Origin of the sequence: Microbispora sp. CL1-1 (genome assembly GCF_012034195.1) — a bacterium.
Classification (GTDB): Bacteria; Actinomycetota; Actinomycetes; order Streptosporangiales; family Streptosporangiaceae; genus Microbispora.
Genome location: NZ_JAATEK010000012.1, coordinates 52,009 through 72,730, shown reverse-complemented (window position 1 = coordinate 72,730; position 20,722 = coordinate 52,009). Strand labels below are relative to the sequence as shown.

17 protein-coding genes are annotated in these 20,722 nt (G+C 71.5%); 11 read left to right on the top strand and 6 right to left on the bottom strand.

Annotation, left to right across the window (positions count from 1 at the left end):
- Positions 1–106: 106 nt before the first annotated feature.
- The gene (locus tag HCK04_RS16945; protein WP_142648301.1) at positions 107–1,354 is read left to right on the top strand and encodes an FAD-dependent oxidoreductase; all 1,248 of its coding nucleotides are present in this window, start codon (positions 107–109) and stop codon (positions 1,352–1,354) included.
- A gap of 35 nt (positions 1,355–1,389) precedes the next feature.
- Positions 1,390–2,724, top strand: a complete 1,335-nt coding sequence (locus tag HCK04_RS16940) for a 3-deoxy-7-phosphoheptulonate synthase class II (protein WP_142648384.1) — start codon at positions 1,390–1,392, stop codon at positions 2,722–2,724.
- Positions 2,725–2,820: 96 nt separating this feature from the next.
- On the opposite strand, the gene HCK04_RS16935 is transcribed toward HCK04_RS16940, so the two are convergent.
- Positions 2,821–3,186: a thioredoxin domain-containing protein gene (locus HCK04_RS16935; protein ID WP_142648300.1), complete on the bottom strand. Its 366-nt coding sequence runs from the start codon at positions 3,184–3,186 to the stop codon at positions 2,821–2,823.
- Between the two features lie 122 nt (positions 3,187–3,308).
- On the opposite strand from HCK04_RS16935, the gene ctaD reads away from it, so the two are divergent.
- The gene (gene ctaD, locus HCK04_RS16930) at positions 3,309–4,994 is read left to right on the top strand and encodes a cytochrome c oxidase subunit I (RefSeq protein ID WP_142648299.1); all 1,686 of its coding nucleotides are present in this window, start codon (positions 3,309–3,311) and stop codon (positions 4,992–4,994) included.
- Positions 4,995–5,043: 49 nt separating this feature from the next.
- Here ctaD and HCK04_RS16925 read toward each other — a convergent pair whose 3' ends face one another.
- From HCK04_RS16925 to HCK04_RS16915, 3 genes are all read right to left on the bottom strand, one after another.
- Positions 5,044–7,497 (bottom strand): ExeM/NucH family extracellular endonuclease, encoded by a 2,454-nt coding sequence (locus tag HCK04_RS16925; protein WP_142648298.1) that lies wholly within the window; start codon positions 7,495–7,497, stop codon positions 5,044–5,046.
- A gap of 161 nt (positions 7,498–7,658) precedes the next feature.
- Positions 7,659–8,528 (bottom strand): universal stress protein, encoded by an 870-nt coding sequence (locus HCK04_RS16920; protein ID WP_142648297.1) that lies wholly within the window; start codon positions 8,526–8,528, stop codon positions 7,659–7,661.
- Positions 8,529–8,617: 89 nt separating this feature from the next.
- Positions 8,618–9,088: a universal stress protein gene (locus HCK04_RS16915; protein ID WP_142648296.1), complete on the bottom strand. Its 471-nt coding sequence runs from the start codon at positions 9,086–9,088 to the stop codon at positions 8,618–8,620.
- Positions 9,089–9,489: 401 nt separating this feature from the next.
- Between HCK04_RS16915 and HCK04_RS16910 the strand changes: the two genes are divergently transcribed.
- Positions 9,490–10,206 (top strand): permease prefix domain 1-containing protein, encoded by a 717-nt coding sequence (locus tag HCK04_RS16910; RefSeq protein WP_142648383.1) that lies wholly within the window; start codon positions 9,490–9,492, stop codon positions 10,204–10,206.
- On the opposite strand, the gene HCK04_RS16905 is transcribed toward HCK04_RS16910, so the two are convergent.
- Positions 10,166–10,489 (bottom strand): helix-turn-helix transcriptional regulator, encoded by a 324-nt coding sequence (locus HCK04_RS16905; RefSeq protein ID WP_142623248.1) that lies wholly within the window; start codon positions 10,487–10,489, stop codon positions 10,166–10,168. The two genes, HCK04_RS16910 and HCK04_RS16905, sit on opposite strands and share 41 nt — an antisense overlap.
- A gap of 82 nt (positions 10,490–10,571) precedes the next feature.
- Here HCK04_RS16905 and HCK04_RS16900 point away from each other — a divergent pair, with 82 nt between their 5' ends.
- From HCK04_RS16900 to HCK04_RS16870, 7 genes are all read left to right on the top strand, one after another.
- Positions 10,572–11,759, top strand: coding sequence for a cytochrome ubiquinol oxidase subunit I (locus HCK04_RS16900; RefSeq protein WP_142648295.1), 1,188 nt, complete (start codon positions 10,572–10,574; stop codon positions 11,757–11,759).
- Between the two features lie 14 nt (positions 11,760–11,773).
- Positions 11,774–12,520 (top strand): cytochrome d ubiquinol oxidase subunit II, encoded by a 747-nt coding sequence (locus HCK04_RS16895; protein ID WP_142648294.1) that lies wholly within the window; start codon positions 11,774–11,776, stop codon positions 12,518–12,520.
- A 10-nt stretch (positions 12,521–12,530) separates the two neighbouring features.
- Positions 12,531–14,234, top strand: coding sequence for a thiol reductant ABC exporter subunit CydD (gene cydD / locus HCK04_RS44225; protein ID WP_142648293.1), 1,704 nt, complete (start codon positions 12,531–12,533; stop codon positions 14,232–14,234).
- Entirely contained in the window at positions 14,231–15,949 is a 1,719-nt protein-coding gene (gene cydC / locus HCK04_RS44220; RefSeq protein WP_312845746.1) for a thiol reductant ABC exporter subunit CydC, read from the top strand. The genes cydD and cydC overlap by 4 nt, the downstream gene beginning before the upstream one ends.
- 168 nt (positions 15,950–16,117) lie before the next feature.
- On the top strand, positions 16,118–17,410 hold the full coding sequence (locus HCK04_RS16880) for an extracellular solute-binding protein (protein ID WP_142648292.1): 1,293 nt from the start codon (positions 16,118–16,120) through the stop codon (positions 17,408–17,410).
- Positions 17,411–17,505: 95 nt separating this feature from the next.
- Positions 17,506–18,405, top strand: coding sequence for a sugar ABC transporter permease (locus HCK04_RS16875; protein ID WP_260617304.1), 900 nt, complete (start codon positions 17,506–17,508; stop codon positions 18,403–18,405).
- Positions 18,402–19,232 (top strand): carbohydrate ABC transporter permease, encoded by an 831-nt coding sequence (locus HCK04_RS16870; RefSeq protein ID WP_260617303.1) that lies wholly within the window; start codon positions 18,402–18,404, stop codon positions 19,230–19,232. Before HCK04_RS16875 ends, HCK04_RS16870 begins: the two co-directional genes overlap by 4 nt.
- A 73-nt stretch (positions 19,233–19,305) precedes the next feature.
- On the opposite strand, the gene HCK04_RS16865 is transcribed toward HCK04_RS16870, so the two are convergent.
- Positions 19,306–20,604 carry a trypsin-like peptidase domain-containing protein gene (locus HCK04_RS16865; RefSeq protein WP_142648291.1) on the bottom strand — a complete coding sequence of 433 codons (1,299 nt, stop codon included), beginning with the start codon at positions 20,602–20,604 and terminating at the stop codon, positions 19,306–19,308.
- Positions 20,605–20,722: the final 118 nt, after the last annotated feature.

Genomic DNA, 20,722 nt, shown 5'->3' with positions numbered 1-20,722 from the left:
AGGCCGACTCCATTGATCACAAAATAGCGGTCCCGCACGCGCTCCGGTAGGCCCACATCTGGCGGCCCGGCCCCCCGCGTGAGACAATTTCAGCGGGTGATGAATTATGGAGACGACATGTGTGATCGCGGGCGGCGGGCCCGCGGGGGCCATGCTCGCACTGCTCCTGGCACGCGCGGGCGTCGATGTCACTCTGCTGGAGAAGCACGCGGACTTCCTGCGCGACTTCCGCGGTGACACCATCCATCCCTCGACCCTCCAGATCCTGGACGAGATCGGCCTGGGCGAGGCGTTCCACCGGCTGCCGCACCGCAAGGCGCACACGCTGTCCATGCGGACCGACGACGGCGAGGTGCCCATCGCCGACCTGCGGCGCCTGCCGGGGAAGTACCAGTACATCGCCTTCGTCCCACAGTGGGACTTCCTCGACCTCCTCACCCGCGAGGCGGCCGCCTATCCCAACTTCCACCTCCTGATGAACGCCAAGGTCGTCGACCTCGTACGGCACGACGGCGCGGTCCGCGGGGTCCGCTACCGCGACGAGCGGGGCGAGGAGCACGAGATCAGGGCCGTGCTCACCGTCGCCGCCGACGGCCGGCACTCCGACGTGCGCCGGGCGGCCGGGCTGGCGCCCAAGCGTTTCGGCGCCCCGATGGACGTCGTGTGGTTCCGGCTGCCGCGGGCGGAGGGCGATCCCGAGCAGCCGTTCCTGCGGGCGTCCGCCGGACGGCTCATGGTCGCGATCAACAGGGAGACCTACTGGCAGCTCGCCTACATCATCCCCAAGGGCGGCTTCGCCGCGCTGGAGGCGAAGGGCGTCGGCGAGCTGCGCCGCGAGGTGGGACGGCTGCTGCCCTTCCTCGGCGGCAGGACCGGCGAGCTGCACGGCTTCGACCAGACCGGTGTGCTGAGCGTCGAGGTGAACCGGCTCACCCGCTGGCACCTGCCCGGGCTGCTGCTGATCGGCGACGCGGCCCACGCGATGTCGCCGGTCTTCGGCGTCGGGATCAACCTCGCCGTGGCGGACGCCGTCGCCGCCGCCAACGTCGTCGGGCCCGCCCTGCTGCGCGGCCGGGTGCCCGCCGCCGTGCTCGCCAGGGTCCAGCGCCGCAGGAAGGTGCCCACGATCGTCGTGCAGACCGCGCAGCGGGTGGTGCAGGACCGCCTCATCCGGCCGGCGCTCGCCGGTCCCGTGGGGCGGATCCCGGCTCTCACCCGCGTGCCGGCGGTGCGCTCGCTGGTGCCGCGGTTCATCGGTCTCGGCGTCCTGCCCGAGCACGTACGTCTTCCGCTGCGAGAAAAAAGATCTCAGCAAATGGACAGGACGGGGCCCGCACAGGACCGGGTGCAATAACCTTGGTTCCCGTGAGCGCAACGAACCTCGACCCCGTGAGCGGCCCTGCCCTGGACGCCTGGCGTGATCTTCCCGCGGCCCAGCAGCCGGACTGGCCGGACCGCGGTGAGCTGGACAAGGTCGTAGCGGAGCTGGCGTCCCTGCCCCCGCTCGTGTTCGCCGGCGAGTGCGACCAGCTCAAGGAGAGCATGGCCGCCGTGGCGCGCGGGGAGGCGTTCGTCCTGCAGGGCGGCGACTGCGCCGAGACCTTCGCGGGCGCGACGGCCGAGAACGTGCGCAACAAGCTCAAGACCCTGCTGCAGATGGCGATCGTGCTGACCTACGCCGGCCGCGTGCCGGTCGTCAAGATCGGCAGGCTCGCCGGGCAGTTCGCCAAGCCGCGCTCCAAGCCCACGGAGATCCGCGACGGCCTGGAGCTGCCGGCCTACCGGGGCGACATGGTCAACGGCTTCGACTTCACCGCCGAGGCCCGCCGTCCCGACCCCAACCGGCTGCTGCGCGCCTACCACTCCTCCGCCGTCACGCTGAACCTCGCGCGGGCCTTCACCAAGGGCGGCTACGCCGACCTGCGCCAGGTCCACGCGTGGAACCAGGACTTCGTGGCGGAGTCCCCGGCGGGGCGGCGCTACGAGCAGCTCGCCCGGGAGATCGACCAGGCGCTCTCGTTCATGCGGGCCTGCGGGGCCGACCCGGAGGAGTTCCACACCGTGGAGTTCTACTCCTCCCACGAGGCCCTGATCCTCGACTACGACCGGGCGCTCACCCGGATCGACTCGCGCACCGGCCTGCCGTACGACGTGTCGGCGCACATGGTGTGGATCGGCGAGCGCACCCGCCAGCTCGACGGGGCGCACGTCGAGTTCTTCAGCCGCATCCGCAACCCGATCGGCGTGAAGCTCGGCCCGACGACCACGCCCGAAGAGGCCATCGCGCTGATCGACAAGCTCAACCCCGACAACGAGCCCGGGCGGCTCACCTTCATCACCCGGATGGGGGCGGGCAAGGTCCGCGACGCGCTGCCGACGCTGGTGGAGAAGGTCAACGCGAGCGGCGCGACCGTGGCGTGGGTGTGCGACCCGATGCACGGCAACACCTTCGAGGCGCCGAGCGGGCACAAGACCCGCCGCCTCGACGACGTGCTCGACGAGGTCGCGGGCTTCTTCGAGGTGCATCACGCGCTCGGCACCCACCCCGGCGGCATCCACATCGAGTTCACCGGCGACGACGTCACCGAGTGCGTGGGCGGCGGGCACGCGATCGTGGAGGAGGACCTGGCGCTGCGCTACGAGACCGCCTGCGACCCCCGCCTCAACCGCGGCCAGTCGCTCGACCTCGCCTTCCGCGTCGCGGAGCTCTACCGGTCGAGCTGACCGGCACCGGCACAGGACCGCTGAACCCGCCGTCGCCCTCCGATCGCTCGGACGGGGTGACGGCGGTTTCCGTTTCCGGGGGCGCGGCCCGCTGCCTCAGGAGTTCTTGGCCTCCGCCTCGATCTGGGCGCGGATGGCGTCCATGTCGAGCGCGCGGAGCTGGCTGATCAGGTCCTCCAGCGCGGGCGCGGGAAGGGCGCCCGGCTGGGCGAACACCACGATGCCATCGCGGATCGCCATGATCGTCGGAATCGCGGTGATCTCGAAGCCCTCCGACAGGCCCGGCTGCGCCTCCGTGTCGATCTTGCCGAAGGTGATGTCCGTGTGCTCCTCGGACGCCTTCTCGAAGATCGGCGCGAACGACCGGCAGGGGCCGCACCAGGACGCCCAGAAATCGAGCAGTACGATGCCATTGTCGGCGATGTCGTTGAAGTTCTTCTCAGTTACCTCGATGGTCGCCACGGGCGACTCCTTTCGCTCGGTCTTCAGCGGGCATAACCAGCCGGTCGATCCCAGCATTCCATTTCGCGATGAGCCTCGTGTGATTGGGCAGCAGACCTCCTTGACGTAGAAGGAGCACGCCGATGACGACTCACGCCGTACGGCCGACCGACCTGACGGGACAGAAGGGCCCCGGCGCCCTGCTCGTCTCGTGGCTGTCGAGCACGGACCACAAGGTGATCGGCAATCTCTACATGATCACCGCGTTCTTCTTCTTCCTGGTCGGCGGCCTGGAAGCCATGGTCATCCGCGCGGAGCTGTTCGAACCGGGCATGCAGTTCGTCACGCTGCAGCAATACAACATGCTGTTCACGCTGCACGGCAGCGTCATGCTGCTGCTGTTCGCGACGCCGTTGTTCGCCGGGTTCGCCAACGCGGTGATGCCCCTGCAGATCGGCGCGCCCGACGTGGCCTTCCCCCGGCTCAACATGGTCAGCTACTGGATGTTCCTGTTCGGCGGCCTGATGGTGCTGGCGTCGTCGCTCACGGGCGGCGCGCCGACGTTCGGCTGGACGGCCTACACGCCGCTGTCGTCCGCGTCGTTCACCCCGCAGCTCGGCGGGGACCTGTGGATCATGGGGCTGGCGCTGTCGGGCCTCGGGACGATCCTCGGCTCGGTCAACTTCATCACGACGATCATGTGCATGCGCGCCCCGGGCATGACGATGTTCCGGATGCCGATCTTCACGTGGAACGTGTTCTTCACCTCGATCCTCGTGCTGCTGGCCTTCCCGGTGCTCGCCGCCGCGCTGCTGGCGCTGGAGATCGACCGCAAGCTCGGCTCGCACATCTACGACCCCGCGAGCGGCGGCCCGATGCTGTGGCAGCACCTGTTCTGGTTCTTCGGCCACCCGGAGGTCTACATCATCGCGCTGCCGTTCTTCGGCATCGTCACCGAGGTGATCCCGGTCTTCAGCCGCAAGCCGCTGTTCGGGTACGTCGGGATGGTCGGCGCGACGATCGCGATCACCGCGCTGTCGGTCACCGTGTGGGCGCACCACATGTTCGCCACCGGCCAGGTGCTGCTGCCGTTCTTCTCGCTGATGACGTTCCTGATCGCCGTGCCCACCGGGGTGAAGTTCTTCAACTGGACGGGCACGATGTGGCGGGGCCATCTCACGTTCGAGACGCCCATGCTGTGGTCGGTGGGCTTCCTCGTGACGTTCCTGCTCGGCGGGCTGACCGGGGTGATCCTGGCGTCGCCGCCGCTGGACTTCCACGTGACCGACACCTACTTCGTGGTCGCCCACTTCCACTACGTGGTGTTCGGCACGGTGGTGTTCGCCATGTTCTCCGGCTTCTACTTCTGGTGGCCGAAGCTGACCGGGAAGATGCTGAACGAGCCGCTCGGGAAGATCCACTTCTGGATGCTGTTCATCGGGTTCCATCTGACGTTCCTCATCCAGCACTGGCTCGGCGCGCAGGGCATGCCGCGGCGGTACGGCGACTACGCGGCCAGTGACGGCTTCACCTGGATGCACCAGGTGTCGAGCCTCGGCGCGTTCCTGCTCGGCCTGTCCACCCTGCCGTTCCTCTACAACATCTGGTGGACCGTACGGCACGGCGAGAAGGTGACGGTGAACGACCCGTGGGGGCATGCCAACTCGCTGGAGTGGGCGACGTCCTGCCCGCCGCCGCGCCACAACTTCCTGTCGATGCCGTCGATCCGCTCCGAGCGGCCCGCCTTCGACCTGCGCTATCCGCGTCTCGGCGGCAAGCCGGGCGAGCCGCCCCAGACCAAGCGGGACATCGTCGATCCCGACGCCTGACGAACGGAAAGGGGCCCCCGGCGACGGGGGCCCCTTCGCGTGCCGGTCGTCAGGGCTTGCCGCCGGGCAGCTCCAGCCCGATCAGCAACGGGTCGTGATCGGAGGAGCGGAACGCGTCGGGCCGGTAGAGGCTCGGCGGGTTGAACTCCAGGTTGTAGTCGAGGATGCGCGACTCGTCGGAGTTGACGTGCCAGATCGTCGCCCCGGTCACCCGCTTGGTCAGCTGCTTGCCGGCCATGGCGTGGTCGAGCTCGCCCGACAGCCCGCCGAACAGGTAGCTGTAGCGCTGGTCCTCGGGCACGAACCGCTTGGACAGGCTGGTCAGGCCGCCCTTCTCCAGGATGTGGATCGGGTCCTCCTCGCCGTAGGCGTTGAGGTCGCCGATCACCAGCGGGTTCGGCAGGTCCATCGAGCCGATGAGGCCGAGCACGGCCTTGGCCTGCCGTACGCGCTCGGCGTTGTAGCAGCCCTGGCCGTCGCCCTGGTCCGTGTCGCCGCTGGGGGCCTCCGCGTCACAGCCCTTGGACTTGAAGTGGTTGACGAGCAGCGTGAACGGCTGGCCGCCGCCCACCCGGCGGAAGGTCTGGATCAGCGGCGGCCGCCGGAAGACGGGGTCGGCCGACGACCGCGTCGCCCCGACTGGGGTCACCTTGGCCGGCTTGTAGATCGCGGCGACGTGGATCGCGTCGGTGCCCGGGTAGGGGTGGGTCAGCGCGGCGTACGTGCCCGCGCCCACCTCCGCGTTCAGTGCGGCGACCAGCGCGTCGACGGCGGTCTGACCGTTGTTCTCGACCTCCATGAGCCCGACGACGTCGGCGTTCAGGCCCTTGAGCGTGGCGACGATCTTCTTGAGCTGCCGCTGCTGCTCCTCGGCCGTGTTGGCGCCGCGCGAGCCGAGCGTCGTGAACCAGTTGAGCGTGTTGAGGCTCGCGACGCGGACGTTCCCGCCGACCGGCGCGGGCGCGGGCATGCGGGGGTTGGTCCGCTGGAAGGTGATCGGCTTGGTCGGCTCCAGCCGGTAGGCCCCGAAGCCGTAGCTCAGCACGCCGGTGATCCCCTTCGCGGTGTCGCCCAGCCGGACGACCTCCGGGCTCGTGTAGGGGATCGTCGCCGGGTTCTCGGTGTTCGAGCCGTCGTCGACGAGCAGCGTCCTGCGGGCGTCCAGCGCGGGGTCCACGCCCTTGCGGTCGGTCGGCTGGAACAGCCTGCCGCCCGCCGCGACCGTCACCTCGCCGTATCGGCCGAGGTTGTAGTGGTCGGTCACGGTCAGCGCCTCGGGGAAGGTCACGAGCACGTTCTCGTACGGCTCGAAGGTGTCGTCGCCGGCCCGCGGCAGGTCGTAGGCCTTCGGCGTGATCGTGCCGGTGCCGCAGACGTCCACCGCCGTGACCGGGGACAGCTCGGTGAGCCCGTTGAACTCGGTGACCCGGCCGGTGACGAGCACCCGGTCGCCGACCTTCACGTCCTTCAGGGTGTCCCGCGCGAACGCGAACAGGCCGTCGGAGGTGGCCGGGTCGGCGTCCGGCGTCGGGTCCTGGAAGTAGAAGCCGCTCTGCTGACCGGTCGTCTGGAAGTCGCCGGTCACGATTCCCTCGACGCGGACGGTCTGCCCGGCGAGCGGGGAGGCGTCGCCGCTGCCCTGGACCTCGGCGATCTGCCGGTTCGCCGGCACGTCGCACGGATCGCCGGTGGGCGTGGGCGACGGGGAGGGCGACGGCGACGGCGAGGCGGAGGGGCCGGCGGAGGGGGTCGCGGACGGCGACGGGGAGACGCCGCCGCACGGAGCGGGCGGCGTCGCCGTGTTGCGCGGCGCGGGCGTGCCCGCGGTGAAGTCGGCGGCGTTGTCGTCGGTGTCCGCGCAGCCGCCGCCGGCGCGCACGGCGGCGGTGGAGTTGCTCAGGCCCGGGGCCGCCGCCGAGCCCTCGAAGTAGTTGGCCGTGCCGTACCCGACGAGGTCGGCGATCTGCGCGGTCTGCTCGGGGGTGCACGGTGAGGAGCCGCCGTTGCAGGCGAGGCCGGTGGTCGAGCGGACCAGCGCGACCTTGCCGGCCGTGGCGCTCAGGCTCAGCGTGCCGACGGTGTCGGGGGACGGCAGGGGGCCGCTCGGCGTCGTTCCGGCGGAGAGCTGGATCAGGTGATACTGCCCGGGGGCGAGCGAGCCCGACAGGTTCTGCTTCTGGGAGCCGAACTGGCCGGTCCCGGTGGCACTCGTGTACTGGAGGGACCAGCCGTCCAGCGAGATCTCGGCGGTGCCGCGGTTGAACAGCTCGACGTAGTCGTTGGTGTAGGGGGCGCCGGAGTTGCCGCCGCCTCCGTACACCTGACTGATCACCACGTCGCCCGGCTCGGCCGAGGCTGGCGACGTCGACGCGACCGTGACTCCGGCGGTCAGGAGGCCTGCGGCCGCGAACGCGGCGACCGCGCGAGCGGCGCGGCCGACACCGCGTCTCGAGTCGCGGCCACCGAGGTGGTCATCGGGGCAGGCCCGGGATAGAGCACGCATGCCCCGGACTTTAGGGGGAGATCACCTCGACACCAGGACCAAAAAGTGTCTTTATCACAAACTTGTATGAATTTGCCGATTAGCAGACGTCGCAACCGTAGGGCTGCTGCCCTTGCGCGGCGCGATCCGGGATGGATCGGTCCTCACGCGGCCGCCGCGCTTCAGCAGTGGACGACGGCGACCGGGCAGGTGACCGCGTCGATCAGCGGCCGGGTGACCGACCCGAGCCTGCCGAGCACTCCACGGGCGCGGGTCGCGCCGACGACCAGCATGGTCGCGCCGGGTGAGGCGCCGGCCAGCACGTCGAGCACGGGCCCCTCGACCGGCCTGAGCAGCGTGCGCACCTCGGGATATCGCGCGCGCCAGGGCTTCACGGCGGCCTCCAGCGCCTCGACGGCCTCCCTGCCGGGGACGTCGGACATCACCATGGGCGCCATGCCCGCGCTCCAGGCCGCGGCCGGGTAGCGCCAGGCGTGCACCGCGATCAGCTCCAGCCCGCGCAGGGCGGCCTCGTGGTAGGCGAAGGCGAGGACGTGGTCGTCGCCGCCGCCGACGCCCACGACGATCGGGCCGGGGTGCCTGCGATGCGGCAGCGGCCCCCGGCCGCGCACCACGATCACCGGGCACAGGGCGTGCGTCGCGACGTGCCCCGCGACCGACCCCATCACGCGCCGGGCCACGCCGCTCAGGCCGCGCGATCCCACGACGACGAGGTCGGCCGTCTCCGACAGCGCGACGAGCCGGTCGGAGGCCGGCCCCTCGAACAGGTCCTCCCGCACGCGGACGCCGCTCGTGCACTGCCGGGCGCACTCCGCGCCGTGCCACAGCACGTGCTCGGCCGCGTGCTGCAGCGACCGGCGCGCCTCCTCGTCGTCCGTGCCGTACGGCGACTGCCAGGCATGGCAGACGGTGATCGCCGAGCCGCGGAACTCGGCCTCGTCCATCGCCCAGTCGAGCGCCTGCATGGCGAAGTCGGAGCCGTCGTACCCGACGACGATGCCCGGGGCGTCGACCGGGCTGCTGGGGTCCATACGCTCAGAGTCCGCCCGTGCCGTGCGCTCCGGCAGGGCGGAAAGTCCCGATACCGGGAGGACGTCCGGCCCCCGGCATCAGACAGGGGTCAGGACCGGCTTCCGGCGAGCACCCCGGGACGGCGGTCGTGCTCCATTCCGGGCAGCACGACGACGACCGGGCACCTGGCCCGCAGCAGGCAGGCGGAGACGACCGGGTTGAGCACGGGGTAGGGCTCCGACTCGGCCTCGTGCGCGCCCAGCACCAGCAGGTCGGCGCCCTCGGTCGCGCGGAGCAGGACCTGGGCGGGCGGCCCCTCGATCACGACCGGCTCGACGTCACGCTCGCCGAGCTCGGCGACGGCCTGGGCGGCGATGTCGAGGGCGGTCCTGCGCTCGTCCTCCCGTGAGGTGCGGCTCGCGATCGGCGCGTAGTGGGCGTGCAGCCCGCCCGTCCACTCCCAGGCGTACACCGCTTCGACCCGCGCGCCGCGCAGCGAACCCTCGGCGGCGGCCCACCGCAGTGCGGCCTGCGACGCCATCGACCCGTTGATGCCCACCACGATCTTCGGCTGGTTCACGTTCCGCCTCGCTCTCCGCTCTCAGTCTCGCCGACCAGGGTTAACAGGGTGTTGCCGCGGCGAAACGGTCAGAAGACACCGCCCATGAGCATCCCTGTACCCAGAAAACCCCCGTGTCCCTCGCGCCGCAAAAGGGACAGGGCCATGTTTTGGGGGCGGGGTTCACCTCGAAACAGCGTATCTGCGAACCGGAGCGGTGCAGCTCATCCCCTTTGCCCGTCCGGAGGCCTTCGCCGGCCGTCTCGTTGCCCGTCCCGCCTGCTCAAGCAAAGCGCCCGCCGCCCCCGCGACGGCAGTGCCGTACGGCTCGGACCGGGTGGGACCTTAGGCCCGGGTCAGGGATGCCCCTGATGCGGGCGGCACGTCCCGCCCGTACGCTTGCGGCAGACCGGGGAGGGATGATGAGGAACGCGGGTCCGATCGACGAGTACGTCGCGTCGATGCGTCACACGCTGCGGGGCCCGGGCCGGGCCAAGCGCGACCTGCTGGCCGAGGCGCGCGACAGCCTGCTCGACGCGGCCGAGGCGTACGAGGCCGAGGGTCTCCCCCGGGACGAGGCGGAACGGCTGGCGGTGACCGACTTCGGCGCCGTCGCCGAGATCGCGCCGGGTTTCCAGGGGGAGCTGGCGGTGAGCCAGGGCAGGCGGACGGCGGTGCTGCTGTTCCTCAGCGTGCCGCTGACCGCGTTCCTGTGGGCGGTGATCTGGCGGATCTTCCCCGAGAGCCCGCACATCGAGCAGATCAAGCCGGTGTGGTTCGGGCCGCTCGCCAGGACGGTGGACGCGTTCCAGCTCGGCGTGGGCGTGGTGGGCGGCCTCGCGCTGCTCGCGCTCGGGCGCGGATCGCGGCACGTCCCCGGGCCCGAACGGCTCACCCGGTGGCTCGGGGTGTTCGTCTGGATCCAGACGCCGCTGATCGGGGTCATGGGCATCACGCTGGCGGTGGCCTCGCAGGGCCCGGTGGGGTTCACCGACTACCTGCCCGGCCTTGGCGTGGCCATGGTCAGCTACGCGTGCGCGATCGCCCAGTTGTACAACGCCGCGCACTGCCTGCGCTGCACCCGGGCGATCTCCGCGCTCAGCGCAGCGGGTCGAGAACCCTCCCTATCGCGGTCGTGAACGACCGCCAGGCCGACCGCTCCCCCGCCAGCGCCGTGCGCCCGGCGTCGGTGAGGCGATAGGTCCGCCGTTTGCGGCCTCCGTCGGAGGCCCACTCGCCGGCGAGCAGCCCGGCGCGCTCCAGCCTGCGCAGCGCGGGATAGACCGTGCCCGTCGGCACGTCGAGCGCACCGCCGCTGCGCTCGCGCAGCGCCTCGATGATCGCGTAGCCGTGCAGCGGCTCACGCTCCAGCACGGAGAGCAGCAGGGCGTCCATATGGCCCCGGAGCGCATCGGCGTTCACGGCCGCAGCCTATCCCGGTTAGTCATGCGTCGAGTCTACATGTAGGCTGTCTATATGTAGACAGCCTACGCATGGAGAAATCATGGACGTCGTCGATCTCGCCCGTGCGCAGTTCGCGGTCACGGGAGCACTCCATTTCCTGTTCGTCGTGCTCACGCTGGGACTGGCCCCGCTGGTGGCGATCATGCACACCCGCTATGCCATCGGCGGGAACCCCCTGTACGAGCGGATGACCCGCTTCTGGGGGCAGATCTATGTGATCAACTACGCGCTGGGCGTCGTCACCGGGCTCGTGATGGAGTTCCAGTTCGGGCTGAGCTGGAGCGGGCTCTCCCACTACGCGGGCGACGTGTTCGGCGCGCCGCTGGCCATGGAGACATTGCTGGCGTTCTTCCTGGAGTCCACGTTCCTCGGCTTGTGGATCTTCGGCTGGCACCGGCTGCCGCGCGGGCTCCACGTGGCCTGCATCTGGCTGGTGACGCTGACGGCGTACGCCTCGGCGCTGTTCATCATGGTCGCCAACTCCTTCCTGCAGAACCCGGCAGGATCACAGGAGGTGGGCGGACGGCTCGTGCTGCGCGACTTCGGCGCCCTGTTCACCAACACGGCCCTCGTCTTCTCGCTCCCCCACGTGCTGAGCGCCGGCCTGTGGGCCGGCGGGTTCGTCGTCATGGGCGCCAGCGCCTACCACCTGTTCCGGCGCACCCCCGAGCGCGAGTTCTTCTACCGGTCGCTGCGCATCGGCGTGCTGACCGCCTTCGTCGGGTCGCTGTTCACGGTCGGGTTCGGGTACGCCCAGTTCGGACCGGTCGGCTCCCTCCAGCCGGACAAGTTCCACGGCGCGGTCCCCGGCGTCTCGCTCGAACTGATGATCATGATCGGGCAGCTCGGCCAGTTCGGGGTGATGTTCGTGCTGACGCCGCTGCTCATCCGTGACGTGCTGGCCCGCTCACGCCGGCTGCACCCGTTCCTCATGCTCATGACCCCGCTGCCGTTCGTCGCGGCGATCGCTGGCTGGCTCGTCCGCGAGGTCGGCCGCCAGCCCTGGCTCGTCTACGGCAAGCTCTCCGTGGCCGACGCCCTCACCCCCGGGCTGACCCGGGCGGACATCACCGCCTCCTTCGCGGGATTCGCCGGCGTGCTCGCACTGCTCGCCCTCGTCGACTACGTCCTCATCGCCCGTGCCGTACGGCGCGGCCCTGGACGCGTCATGCTCGGCGCCGCGGACGCTCCCGTCACCGCGGGGTCCGTCCCCGCCCCCTCGCTGTAGAGGACACGCTTCCCATGGACATCTTCTGGTTCCTGACGTTCACCGTCCTGCTGGCCGGCTACTTCGCCCTGGAGGGCTTCGACATCGGGCTCGGCGTGCTGCTGCCCGTGCTGGGCCGCGCCCCGGCCGCCCGCGACCGCCTCGTCGGCGCGATGGCCCCGTTCGTGCTCGCCAACGAGGTGTGGCTGGTCGCGCTCGCGGGCGTGCTGTTCGGCGCGTTCCCCGTGCTGGAGGGCCGGGCGCTCAGCCGCATGTATCCCCTCGTCGTCGCCCTGCTGCTGGCCTGGATCGTGCGCGACGCGGGGCTGTGGTTCCGCCGCAGGGCCGGCGGCGCCGCCTGGCGGCTGGTGTGGGACGGCGCGCTGTGGGCGGGCTCGGCCGGGCTGGCGCTCGCCTGGGGCGCGATCCTGATGGCCGTCGTGCGCGGCCTGCCCGCCTCGCCCTTCGACGTGCCCGCCGTGGCGGGGGGCCTGGCGCTGCTCGCGCTGCTCGCCTGGCACGGCCGCGCCTTCGCGGCCTGGCGGCTCCAGGAGGGCGCGCCGGGCACCGGGCGGACGCTGCTGCTGTCGGCCTGCGCCGCCGCCGCGCCCGCGGTGCTGGTCATGGCGGCCGCGACCGGCCACATGCTCGGCAACGCCGCCCCGGATCAGACACTGAGTGTGCTCAGTGTCATGGTGGTGCCGATCGCCCCGATCCTCGTGGGCGCGCAAGTATGGGTGTGGCGCACCTTCTCCAGGGGCGCGCTGCCGACGTTCTTCTGATTGGGGACCGTTGCACAAGGACCTCCTCCGGCTGGCCCGTGCCGAGCGCGGCGTCCGCGTCCATCTCGCCTGCTGCCTGGTGGCGGCGGTGCTGGCCGGGCTGCTCGTGCTCGTGCAGGCGGAGCTGCTGGCCGGGGTGCTGTCGGGCCGGTTCGCCGTCGCCGCCCTGCTTCCCCTGGCGCTCGTCGTCGCCTGCCGCGGGCTGCTCGGATGGGCGCAGGGTGTGCTCGCGGGCCGCGCGGCCACCGCGCTGAAGTCGGCCCTGCGGCGGCTCCTCCTCGGCCGGGTGGAGGGTCTCGGCCCGGCGTACCGGTCGGGCGAGCTGGTGACGCTCGCGGGCCGGGGGCTCGACGCGCTCGACCCCTATCTGACGGGTTATCTGCCGTCGGTCGCCGTGGCCGGGATCGTGCCGCTCGCGGTCGTGGTCCGGCTCTTCGTGGCCGACCTGGCCACCGCCGTGATCGTGGTGCTCACGCTGCCGCTGATCCCGGTCTTCGGGGCGCTGGTCGGGTGGACCACCAAAACCGTCACCGAACGGCAGTGGCGCGCGCTGGCCCGCCTCGGCGGCCACTTCCTCGACGTCGTGCGCGGCCTGCCGACGCTGCGGGCGTTCGGCCGGGCCCGCTATCAGGCGTCGGTGATCCGCGAGGTGGCCGAGGCGCACCGCGCGGCGACCATGCGCACGCTGCGGGTGGCGTTCCTGTCGTCGCTGGTGCTCGAACTCGTGGCGTCACTGTCGCTGGCGCTGGTGGCCGTGCCCGTGGGGCTGCGGCTGCTGTCGGGCTCGCTCGACCTGCGTACGGCGCTGCTCGTGCTGCTGCTGGCCCCCGAGGCGTACCTCCCGCTGCGCGCGATGGGCACGCGCTTCCACGCCGCCATGGAGGGCGTCGCCGCCGCCGACGAGGCGTTCGCGGTGATCGGCCCTCCGGGCGAGGCCGCCGCCGAAACCGCGCGGGAGGCCGGGCGGGCGGCGGCACCGGCCGGAGCGAGGCGGAGCGCGCGGCGTGCGACCCCGGACGACGGGCCGCCGGAGATCCGGCTGGAGGACGTCACCGTGCGCTATCCGGGCCGCGAGGAGACCGCGCTCGACCACGTCTCGCTGGTCATCCGGCCGGGTGAGCGGGTGGCGATCGCCGGCCCGAGCGGCGCGGGCAAGAGCACGCTGCTGCACCTGCTGCTCGGGTTCGTGACCCCGTCCGAGGGGCGGGTGCTGGCCGACGGGACCGACCTGGCCGATCTCGACCTGGACGAGTGGCGGCGGCGGCTCGCCTTCGTGCCGCAGCGCCCGCACCTGTTCGCGACCTCGGTGGCCGACAACATCGCGCTGGGCTCGGCCGCAGGTCCCGACGAGATCAGGGCCGCCGCCGAGGCGGCGCAGGTGGCCGAGTTCGCGAGCGCCCTGCCGCAGGGATACGACACCCCGCTCGGCGAGCGCGGCGCGAACCTGTCGGCGGGCCAGCGTCAGCGGGTCGCCCTGGCCAGGGCCTTCTGCCGCCCCGCCGCCCAGGTGCTGCTGCTGGACGAGCCAACGGCGCGGCTCGACGGCAGGAGCGAGGCGGCGGTCGTGGCGGCCACGCGCCGGCTGGCCGAGGGCCGTACGGCGATCATCGTCGCGCACCGTCCGGCGATGATCGACCTGGCCGACCGGGTCGTCCGCCTCGACGGCGGCGTCCTCGTCCACCCGGTTCCGGTGCGGGGCGGGGAGGCCCGATGAGCCGCGCGGAGTTCTCCCCGTGGTCGGTGGTCGCAGGCACGGGCATGGGCAGGCGGCTCGTGCTCGCCGCGCTCGCCGGGGCGGCGGCCGACCTCGCGGGGGTCGCGCTCATCGCGTCGGCCGCCTGGCTGATCACGCGGGCCGCCGAGCAGCCGCCGCTGGCGGCGCTGTCGGTCGCGATCGTGGCGGTGCGGGCGTTCGCGACCACCCGCGGCGTGTTCCGCTACGGCGAGCGCCTGGCCGGGCACGACGTCGCGCTGCGCGCCCAGGCGGGCACCCGTGAGCGCCTCTACCGGGCGCTGATCCCGGCCGGGCCGCTGCCGCAGCGCGGGGCCGACCTGCTCAGCCGGATGGTGGACGACACCGACGCCGTGCAGGACCTGCTCGTCCGCTGCCTGCTGCCGGCCGCCGCCGCGCTGATCACCGGCGTCGCCGCCGTCGTCATCGCGGGCTTCCTGCTGCCCGCCGCCGCGTTCGCGCTCGCCGCCGGCCTGCTCGTCGCCGAGGTGCTGCTGCCTGCCGGCACGGCCGCCGCCGCGCGGCGCTGGTCGGCGCGGATCGCCCCGGCCCGCGCCGACCTGGCCGCCCGGGTGGCCGACCTGGTGCACGGCGCGGCCGACCTCGCGGCGTACGGCGCGCGCGACCGGGCGCTTGCGGCGGCGATGGACGCCGACGCGCGGCTGTCCCGGCTGGAGCGGGGGCAGGCCCGGATCAACGCCGCCGCGCTCGGCCTCGGCATGCTGACGCAGGGGCTGACCGTCGTCGCCGTGGTCCTGGCGGCGCAGGCCTCCGGTCTCGGCCGCGTCGCGACCGCCGTGGCCGCCCTGACCTCGCTGGTCGCCTTCGAGCCCGCGCTGCCGCTGGCGGCGGCCGGCGAGCGGTTCGCGGGCGTGGTCGCGGCGCTGCGCAGGCTCAGGGAGACCGCCGTCACTCCCCCGGCCGTGCGCGAGCCCGCGGACCCGGCGCCCGCGCCGGAATCGCCGCTGACGGTGGAAGTCGAGGACCTCGTGGTGCGCCATGGCGGGCGCGAGCCCGCGCTGAACGGCGTGAGCCTGACGCTGACGCCGGGCCGCCGGGTCGCGGTGGTCGGCCCGAGCGGCGCGGGCAAGAGCACCCTGCTGTCGGCGCTGATGCGGACCGTGGAGATCGAGTCGGGCGCGATCCGGCTCAACGGGACCGACGTGCGGCGCCTGTCGTCGGACGACGTGCGGGCGCTCGTCACGGGCCTCACCCAGGACCCGTACGTCTTCCAGGCCACGGTGGGCGACAACCTGCGCCTGGCCGGGCCGGAGGCGTCCGCCGAGGACGTCGTGGCGGCCGTGCGGCGGGCCCGCCTGGACGCCTGGGCCGAGCGCACCGGCTGGGACACGGTGCTCGGCGAGGACGGCCGCACCGTCTCCGGCGGCCAGCTCCAGCGGCTCGCGCTGGCCCGGGCCCTGCTGTACGACCCGCCGGTGCTGCTGCTGGACGAGCCGGCCGAGGCACTCGACGAGGAGACGGCCGACCTGCTGATGGCCGACCTGCTCGACGCCACCCGGGGCCGCACCACGCTGCTGGTCACCCACCGCCTGCGCGGCCTGGAACAGGTCGACGAGATCGTCGTGCTGGAGGGCGGCCGGGTCACCCAGCGCGGCGCGCACGCCGACCTCGTCGCCGTGCCCGGTTACTACCGGGATCTGTGGGAGTCCGAGGCCCTCACCCGCCACCACGGCTGAACGCCCGCCGGACCACCGCTTCGTGTGAAACCTTCCGTGAAGAAAGCATTGCGGATCATGTCAGATGTAAGTAATTTTCAGTCAATGCGCTGACCTTGCAGGGCATTTACCTACACGCATCTACATGCACGGCGCTCGCCGGACTGGCTACGAGCCGGAGGGGATCTCATGAAGAGAGGATGGATCGCGGGAGCGATCGGAGTGCTCGCGGTGGCGCTGGCGGCCTGCGCGCCCGGAAGCGGCGCGTCCGGCCAGGGCGGCGAGGCGAGCGGTGACAAGGTCACGCTGAGCCTGTGGTCGTGGCGCGTGGAGGACGTCAAGGCGTACGACAAGATCCTCGCCAGGTTCGAGGAGTCGCACCCGAAGATCGACGTCGAGTTCAAGCCGTTCCAGGCCACCGAATACAACAACATCCTGGCCACCGGCCTGTCCGGCACCGCCGGTCCCGACGTCGCCCAGCTCCGGGCGTACGGCGGGCTCCAGCCGCTGGTCGAGGCCGGCCAGCTCGTGCCGCTCGACGACAAGGTGGAGGCGCTGTCGGGCTTCGACGCCAAGCTGCTCGAAGGCGCCAAGGGCCACACGGACGGCAAAATCTACGGTGTGCCGTTCGCCTACCAGACGCTTCAGGTCTTCTACAACAAGAAGCTGTTCGCCGACAACGGCATCCAGCCCCCCGCCACCTGGGACGAGATGATCAAGGCGGCCGACAGGCTGAAGGCCGCCGGGATCACGCCGTTCGCGGTCGCGGCCGGGCCCGACGCGACCTGGACGCTGCCGATCGTCCACGAGATCTTCGGCAACGCCCGCTATGGCAGCACCCGGTTCCGCGACGCGCTGCTGAACGGCGACAAGAAGTTCACCGACCCCGACTTCACGGCCTCGATCAAGCTGCTCAAGGACCTGGAGCCCTACTTCCCGAAGGACGTGGCGGCCGTCAAGATCCCCGACGTCCAGGCGTTGTTCGCCACCGGCAAGGCCGCGATGTATCCCACGGGCAGCTTCGACCTGGCGCCCGTGCTCGCGGCCGACCCGAGCCTGGAGATCGGCGCGTTCCAGGTGCCGCCGCCGCCCGGCTCCCCGGTGACCACGCCCGTCACGCCGGGCTGGGCCGACGGCTCGTTCGGCGTCAACGCCAAGTCGGCCCACCAGGCCGAGGCACTCGAACTGGTCAAGTGGATGGCGACGCCGGAGTTCGGGCAGCTCTACGCGAGCGAGCTCAAGCAACTGTCCGCGGTTCCCGGGGTCACGCCGTCCGACCCGCTGCTGGCCGAGTTGGCGAAGAACTACGCCGCCAACGGCGCGCCGTACACGCTGCTCGTCGACTTCCGGTACGGCCAGCCGAACGGTGACGCGGTCTTCCGCGACGAGGTGCAGAAGATGCTGGTCGGCCAGACCGATCCCAAGGCGGTCGCCGAGAGCGTGCAGAAGGGCGTCGAGCAGTGGTTCAAGCCGGGGAACTGAGCACGCCCCGACGCTCGCCCGGACGGTTCCCCGCCCGGTCGTCCGCCCGGTTCTCCCGTCGTCGCGCGGCACGTACCGGCGGACGCCGCCGCTACGTGCCGCGGTGGCGGGTGCTGGCCGTCTTCCTGCTGCCCGCGCTCCTGCTCTACTCGGTCTTCATCGTCTATCCGCTGGTCACCGCGCTCGAATACAGCTTCTTCGAGTGGCGCGGGATCCGGCGGACGGGGTTCGCCGGGCTCGCCAACTATCGCGACCTGTTCGGCGTCTACCCCTACGACCAGCAACTGTGGCGGGCGTTCGGGCACAACGCGCTGTTCTTCGCCGGGACCATGCTGATCCAGAACACGGTCGGGCTGCTGTTCGCCCTCCTGCTGTTCCGTTACCGCCGCGGCAAGCGGTTCCTGCAGGCCGCGTTCACCACGCCCTACCTGGTCGACCCGCTGGTCGTCGGCTACCTGTGGAGCCTGCTGCTCAACCCGACGTTCGGCCCGGTCAACTCGCTGCTGGAGGCGGCCGGGCTGGACTCGTGGGCGCTGCCCTGGCTGGGCGACACCCGTACGGCGCTGCCGGTGGTCATCGTGGTCAACGCCTGGCAGTGGGTGGGCTTCCCCATGCTGCTGTTCTCCGCCGCGCTCGCCGGGATCCCGGCCGAGTATCACGAGGCGGCGCGGGTCGACGGCGCGTCGGCCTGGCAGGCGTTCCGGCGCGTGACGCTGCCGCTGCTCACCCCGGCGATCGGCGTGGTGAGCGTGCTGACGTTCATCGGCAACTTCAACGCCTTCGGGCTGGTCTACGCGATGGCCGGGTCGACCGGGTCTCCGGCGGGCTCGACCGACGTGCTCGGCCTGCTGTTCTACCGGGTCGCGTTCGTGGAGGGCGGCACGGAGGCGATCGGCCGGTCGTCGGCGCTGGCCGTGCTGATGTTCGTGTTCATCTTCGGGGTGTCGCTGCTGGCCGGTTCCTACTTCCGCCGCCGCGAGCGGAGGCTGCTGTGACGGCGCGGGGCCGGGCTCCGGGGCGGGTCGCCGTCCACCTGCTGCTGTGGGGCTACGCGGTCGTCGCGCTGCTGCCGCTGGTCGTCATGCTGCTCAACTCGCTGCGGCCCACGACCGAGATCTTCACGACGCCGCTGGGGCTGCCGGCCTCCCCCACGCTGGACAGTTACGCCCGGGTGTGGACGGAGGCGTCGTTCAGCACCTACCTGCTGAACTCCCTGGCCGTCACCTGCGGCGCGGTGCTGCTCGGCACGGCGGTCTCCGCGCTGGCGGCCTATCCGCTGGCCCGCTACGACTTCGCCGGCAACCGGCTGCTCGGGGCGTACTTCCTGGCGGGGCTGATGCTGCCGATCCGGCTGGGCCTGGTGCCGATCTTCTACCTCATGGACTCCATGGGCCTGATCGACTCGCTGCTCGGGCTCACGCTGCTGTACGCCGCGTCGGGAGTGCCGTTCTGCATGTTCGTGCTGTCGGCGTTCTACCGTTCCCTGCCCGGCGAGCTGGACGAGGCGGCCCGGATCGACGGAGCCGGGGAGTTCCGGATCTTCGGGCAGATCATGCTGCCGCTCGTGCGGCCCGCGCTGGCATCGGTGATGCTGTTCCAGTTCGTGCCGCTGTGGCATGAGTTCCTCTACCCGCTGGTGCTGCTGCGCTCCGACGAGAAGTTCACGATCCCGCGCGGGTTGTCGCAGTTCTTCGGCGAGTACACGACCGACTGGTCGGCGCTGTTCGCCGGGCTGGTCCTCGCCACGGCGCCGCTGTTCGTGCTGTTCGTCCTCGCGACCAAGCAGATCATCGCCGGGCTGACCGCCGGCATGAGCAAGTGAGGCAGAAACGCGCCGGAAAGCCGATCGCCGGCGGGCCGTCCCCCCAGAGGCCCGCCGGCGATGATCGTGGGCGTCAGCCCGCGGACTGCTCCGCGAGCGCGGCGGTGATGGTGTTCTCCTTGCCTGCCCGGGTGAAGGTGATCGTCACCTTGTCGCCGGGGCGGGAGCTGCGGATGGTGCCGACCAGCGCCTCGGCGCTGTCCACCACCTTGTCGTTGATCTTGGTGATCAGGTCGCCCTCCTGGAGGCCGGCCTTCTCCGCCGGGCTGCCGGCCGTGATCGAGCTGACCACCGCGCCGGACGCGCCGCCGACCGCGTCGGCCACGCTCACCCCGAGGAAGGCGTGGGTCGCCTTGCCCGTCTTGATGAGCTGGTCGGCGACGAGCTTCGCGGTGTTGATGGGGATCGCGAAGCCCACGCCGATGTTGCCGGAGCTGGAGCCCGAGGTGGCGATCGCCGTGTTGATGCCGACGACCTGCCCGCTGGTGTTGACCAGCGCGCCACCGGAGTTGCCGGGGTTGATCGCGGCGTCGGTCTGGATCATGCCACCGATCGTGTTGCCCTGGCTCTGCGGCTGCTGCTGCCCCATCCCCCAGGGGAACTGCGGCTGCTGCTGCTCTTCCGGCGCCTCGGTCAGCGTGCGGTCGAGGGCGCTCACGATGCCGGAGGTGACCGATCCCTCCAGGCCGAGCGGGCTGCCGATCGCGAGGACCCCGTCGCCGACCTGCAGCTTGTCGCTGTCGCCCAGCGAGGCGGGGGTCAGGCCCGACACGCCCTGCGCCTGGATGACGGCGAGGTCCGTGGTGGGGTCGGTGCCCTTGATGACGGCGTTGGCGGTCTTGCCGTCGCTGAACTTCACGGTGACCGTGCCGCCGCCCCCGCCGCCGATGGCCACCACGTGGTTGTTGGTCAGGATCAGGCCGTCGGCCGACAGGATCACGCCGGACCCTTCGCCGCCGGCCGTGGCGGTCTTCACCTCGATCGACACCACCGATGGCATGATCGCCTTGGCCACCGCGGCGATCGAGGTGCTGGAGGAGTTCGCCACTCCCTTGACGACCGGGCTCGCGATCACCGTCTGCCCGCCGTTCACGCTGTTGGCGACGAGGGCCCCGATAACCCCGCCGCCCAGTGCCACCGCCACGAGGGCGAGGCCGGCGCCCGCCTTCTGGCGCGCGCTCAGCGTGCCCTTCCGCGCCGGAGGCGGCGGAAACTGCGCCGTGTCGAAAGGTCCGCTCCCGTACGCGCCATACGACTGGTACGCCCCGGTGTACTGCCCGTGCTGCGGCGGAGTGCTTCCGAACTGGCTCCAGCCGTGACCGGGGATTATCTGGGTGTTCTCGTCGCCGGGAACGTGCTCAGGTGAGCTCATCGCCATCCCCCTCAATGGATTCGCCGGTGATCCCGGCTCTCCGCCGGTACACGTAATACGATGACGCATCGGCGATAAGGTCTCGTTAAGCGATCACTTGCGGGGTTCCCCGAGCGCC

Coding starts and splice junctions, on each gene's coding strand:
- HCK04_RS16925 (WP_142648298.1), bottom strand. CDS start 7,497: ATGCGTGCTCTATCCCGGGCCTGCCCCGATGACCACCTCGGTGGCCGC.
- HCK04_RS16945 (WP_142648301.1), top strand. CDS start 107: ATGGAGACGACATGTGTGATCGCGGGCGGCGGGCCCGCGGGGGCCATG.
- HCK04_RS16900 (WP_142648295.1), top strand. CDS start 10,572: ATGGACGTCGTCGATCTCGCCCGTGCGCAGTTCGCGGTCACGGGAGCA.
- HCK04_RS16865 (WP_142648291.1), bottom strand. CDS start 20,604: ATGAGCTCACCTGAGCACGTTCCCGGCGACGAGAACACCCAGATAATC.
- ctaD (WP_142648299.1), top strand. CDS start 3,309: ATGACGACTCACGCCGTACGGCCGACCGACCTGACGGGACAGAAGGGC.
- HCK04_RS16910 (WP_142648383.1), top strand. CDS start 9,490: ATGAGGAACGCGGGTCCGATCGACGAGTACGTCGCGTCGATGCGTCAC.
- HCK04_RS16880 (WP_142648292.1), top strand. CDS start 16,118: ATGAAGAGAGGATGGATCGCGGGAGCGATCGGAGTGCTCGCGGTGGCG.
- cydC (WP_312845746.1), top strand. CDS start 14,231: ATGAGCCGCGCGGAGTTCTCCCCGTGGTCGGTGGTCGCAGGCACGGGC.
- HCK04_RS16920 (WP_142648297.1), bottom strand. CDS start 8,528: ATGGACCCCAGCAGCCCGGTCGACGCCCCGGGCATCGTCGTCGGGTAC.
- HCK04_RS16895 (WP_142648294.1), top strand. CDS start 11,774: ATGGACATCTTCTGGTTCCTGACGTTCACCGTCCTGCTGGCCGGCTAC.